The organism is Streptomyces sp. NPDC002690 (assembly GCF_053592415.1).
In genome coordinates this window covers 1-3452 of record NZ_JBSFVR010000546.1, presented here as the reverse complement: position 1 = coordinate 3452, position 3452 = coordinate 1, and the positions used below count along the sequence as shown (strand labels likewise).

The 3452-nt window shown below is 70.2% G+C and carries 2 protein-coding genes; one reads left to right on the top strand and one right to left on the bottom strand.

Annotated elements, in window-relative coordinates; translation table 11 throughout:
* Window positions 1-106 precede the first annotated feature (106 nt).
* Window positions 107-2380 carry an FdhF/YdeP family oxidoreductase gene (locus tag ACWD3D_RS34935; protein WP_451464706.1) on the bottom strand — a complete coding sequence of 758 codons (2274 nt, stop codon included), beginning with the start codon at window positions 2378-2380 and terminating at the stop codon, window positions 107-109.
* Window positions 2381-2515: 135 nt separating this feature from the next.
* Between ACWD3D_RS34935 and ACWD3D_RS34930 the strand changes: the two genes are divergently transcribed.
* Window positions 2516-3452 (top strand): 5'-3' exonuclease (locus ACWD3D_RS34930; protein WP_451464705.1); only part of this gene is annotated, 937 nt, incomplete at its 3' end.

Genomic DNA, 3452 nt, shown 5'->3' with positions numbered 1-3452 from the left:
ATGAACCACAGGGGCTGATACAGGCGCAGCACCTCCTGGACGAACCGTGCGGTGTACGGCAGGGCGGCGGGGGTGACGGCGCCCGGCTCGGCGGCGTACGGCCGGGTCAGCCGGCGTTCTCGAAGCGCACCACGACCGACTTGCTGGCGGGGGTGTTGCTGGTGTCGGCGGTCGAGTCGAGCGGCACCAGGACGTTCGTCTCCGGGTAGTAGGCCGCGGCGCAGCCCCGTGCGGTGGGGTAGTGGACGATCCGGAAGCCGGGGGCGCGGCGTTCGGTGCCGTCCTTCCACTCGCTGACGAGATCGGTGTAGGCGCCGTCGCCCAGGCCGAGTTCGCGGGCGTCGTCGGGGTTGACGAGGACGACGCGGCGGCCGTCCTTGATGCCGCGGTAGCGGTCGTCGAGGCCGTAGATCGTGGTGTTGTACTGGTCGTGGGAGCGCAGGGTCTGCAACAGCAGCCTGCCTTCCGGGAGTTCGGGGTACTCGACGGGGGCGGCGGTGAAGTTGGCCTTGCCGGTGGCGGTCGGGAAGCGGCGGGCGTCGCGCGGGCCGTGCGGGAGGGTGAATCCGCCGGGGCGGGCGACTCGGGCGTTGAAGTCCTCGAAGCCGGGCACCACGCGGGAGATGCGGTCGCGGATCGTGCCGTAGTCCCTCTCGAAGTCCTCCCAGGGGGTCTTCGAACCGGGGCCGAGGACGGCGCGCGCCATCCGGGCGACGATGGCGGGTTCGGAGAGCAGGTGCGGGCTCGCGGGGGCGAGGTTGCCGCGGGAGGCGTGCACCATGCTCATGGAGTCCTCGACCGTGACGAACTGCTTGCCGCCTGCCTGGACGTCCTTGTCGGTGCGGCCCAGCGTCGGCAGGATCAGGGCGCGGCTGCCGGTGACGGCGTGCGAGCGGTTGAGCTTGGTCGACACGTGCACGGTGAGGCGGGCGCGGCGCATCGCGGCCTCGGTGACGTCGGTGTCGGGGGTGGCGGCGACGAAGTTGCCGCCCATCGCGAAGAAGACCTTGGCGTCGCCGTCGCGCAGGGCGCGGATGGCGCGGACCACGTCGTAGCCGTGGTGGCGCGGCGAGGTGATGCCGAACTCGCGGTCGAGGGCGTCGAGGAAGGCGGGGGCGGGGCGCTCGTAGATGCCCATGGTGCGGTCGCCCTGGACGTTGGAGTGGCCGCGCACCGGGCAGACTCCGGCGCCCGGGCGTCCTATGTTGCCGCGCAGCAGAAGGAAGTTGACCACTTCTCGGATGGTGGGGACGGAGTGCTTGTGCTGGGTGAGGCCCATCGCCCAGCAGACGATGGTGCGCTCCGAGGCGAGGACCAGTTCGAGGGCCTTCTCGATGTCGGCGCGCTCCAGCCCGGTGGCGGCGAGGGTCTCGTCCCAGTCGGCCTCCCGGGCAGCCCGGGTGAACTCCTCGTATCCGTGGGTGTGTTCGTCGACGAAGACGGTGTCGACGGCGCCCTCGGTCTCCAGTATCAGTTTGTTGAGGAGGCGGAAGAGCGCCTGGTCACCGCCGAGGCGTATCTGGAGGAAGAGGTCGGTGAGGGCGGTGCCCTTGATCATGCCCTGCGGGGTCTGGGGGTTCTTGAAGCGTTCCAGGCCGGCCTCGGGCAGCGGGTTCACCGAGATGATCTTCGCCCCGGCGTGCTTGGCCTTCTCCAGGGCGGAGAGCATGCGCGGGTGGTTGGTACCCGGGTTCTGCCCCGCGACGATGATCAGATCGGCCTGGTGGAGGTCCTCCAGCGAGACGCTGCCCTTGCCGATGCCGATGGTCTCCACGAGCGCCGAGCCGGACGACTCGTGGCACATGTTCGAACAGTCGGGGAGGTTGTTGGTGCCGTACTCGCGGGCGAAGAGCTGCAGGAGGAAGGCGGCCTCGTTGCTGGTGCGGCCCGAGGTGTAGAAGAGGGCCTCGTCGGGGGAGCCGAGCGCACGGAGTTCGTCGGCAATGATTGCGAAGGCGTCGTCCCAGGGAATCGGCTCGTAGGTGTCAGCGCCCTCGGGGAGGTACATCGGCTGCGTGATCCGGCCCTGCTGACCCAGCCAGTACCCGCTGCGGCCCGCGAGGTCCCGGACCGGGTGCGCGGCGAAGAACTCCGGGGTGACCCGGCGCAGCGTCGCCTCCTCGGCGACGGCCTTGGCGCCGTTCTCGCAGAACTCCGCGGTGTGGCGTTTGTCGCCTTCCGGCCACGCGCAGCCGGGGCAGTCGAAGCCGTTCTTCTGGTTGACCTTGAGGAGCGTGCGCGCGGTGCGCCCCAGCCCCATCTGCTGCTGGGCCATGAGCAGAGAATGGGCGACCGCGGGCAGCCCGGCGGCGGCGTGCTGGGCCTCCTGGACCTGCGGGGCGTCCTGGACCGGGTCTCCGGTCGGGGGCTTCGTGGCCATGGTTGCTCCCCTTCGAGCGCGTGGGTCTCTCCCGTTCGATCCTGTCATGGCGGTCGGGGCGCGCACCCGGAAGGAAGGGGCGACGGGACCCGTGAGCGGTCCGTGATGTCGGCGGGCCGTGGCAGGATCGTGTATGTGGCTGAGACAGCATCGAAGAAGACGGCAGACAACCGACCGCGCCTGCTCCTCATGGACGGGCACTCCCTGGCGTACCGGGCGTTCTTCGCCCTGCCCGCGGAGAATTTCACGACCGGGACGGGGCAGCCGACGAACGCCGTGTACGGCTTCGCCTCGATGCTGGCGAACACGCTGCGCGACGAGGCGCCCACCCACTTCGCGGTGGCGTTCGACGTGTCCCGCAAGACCTGGCGCTCCCAGGAGTTCCCCGAGTACAAGGCGAACCGCTCCAAGACCCCCGACGAGTTCAAGGGGCAGGTCGAGCTGATCGGTGAACTGCTCGACGCGATGCACGCGGACCGGTTCGCCGTCGACGGCTTCGAGGCCGACGACGTGATCGCGACGCTCGCCACCCAGGCGGAGGCCGCGGGGTTCGAGGTGCTGATCGTCACGGGCGACCGCGACTCCTTCCAGCTCATCACCGAGAACGTCACGGTCCTCTACCCGACCAAGGGCGTCTCCGAGCTGACCCGCTTCACCCCGGAGAAGGTCGAGGAGAAGTACGGCCTCACCCCCGCCCAGTACCCGGACTTCGCCGCGCTGCGCGGCGACCCGTCGGACAACCTCCCCGGCATCCCCAAGGTGGGCGAGAAGACCGCCGCGAAGTGGATCAACGAGTTCGGCTCCTTCGACGAGCTGGTGGCGCGCGCCGACGAGGTGAAGGGTGTCGCGGGGCAGAACTTCCGCGACCACCTCGACTCGGTGCGGATGAACCGCCGGCTGACCGAGATGGTGCGCGACGTGGAGCTCCCCAAGGGCCCCGCCGAGCTGGAGCGCGCCCCGTACGACCGCACCGCCGTCACCGGGGTGCTGGACGTCCTGGAGATCCGCAACCCGAGCCTGCGGGAGCGGCTGCTCGCCGTCGACCCGGGTGCCGCCGAACGTCGGCTCGTAC

Bases quoted from the DNA above. Each gene is read 5' to 3' on its own strand.
- ACWD3D_RS34935 (WP_451464706.1), bottom strand. From the start codon at position 2,380: ATGGCCACGAAGCCCCCGACCGGAGACCCGGTCCAGGACGCCCCGCAG.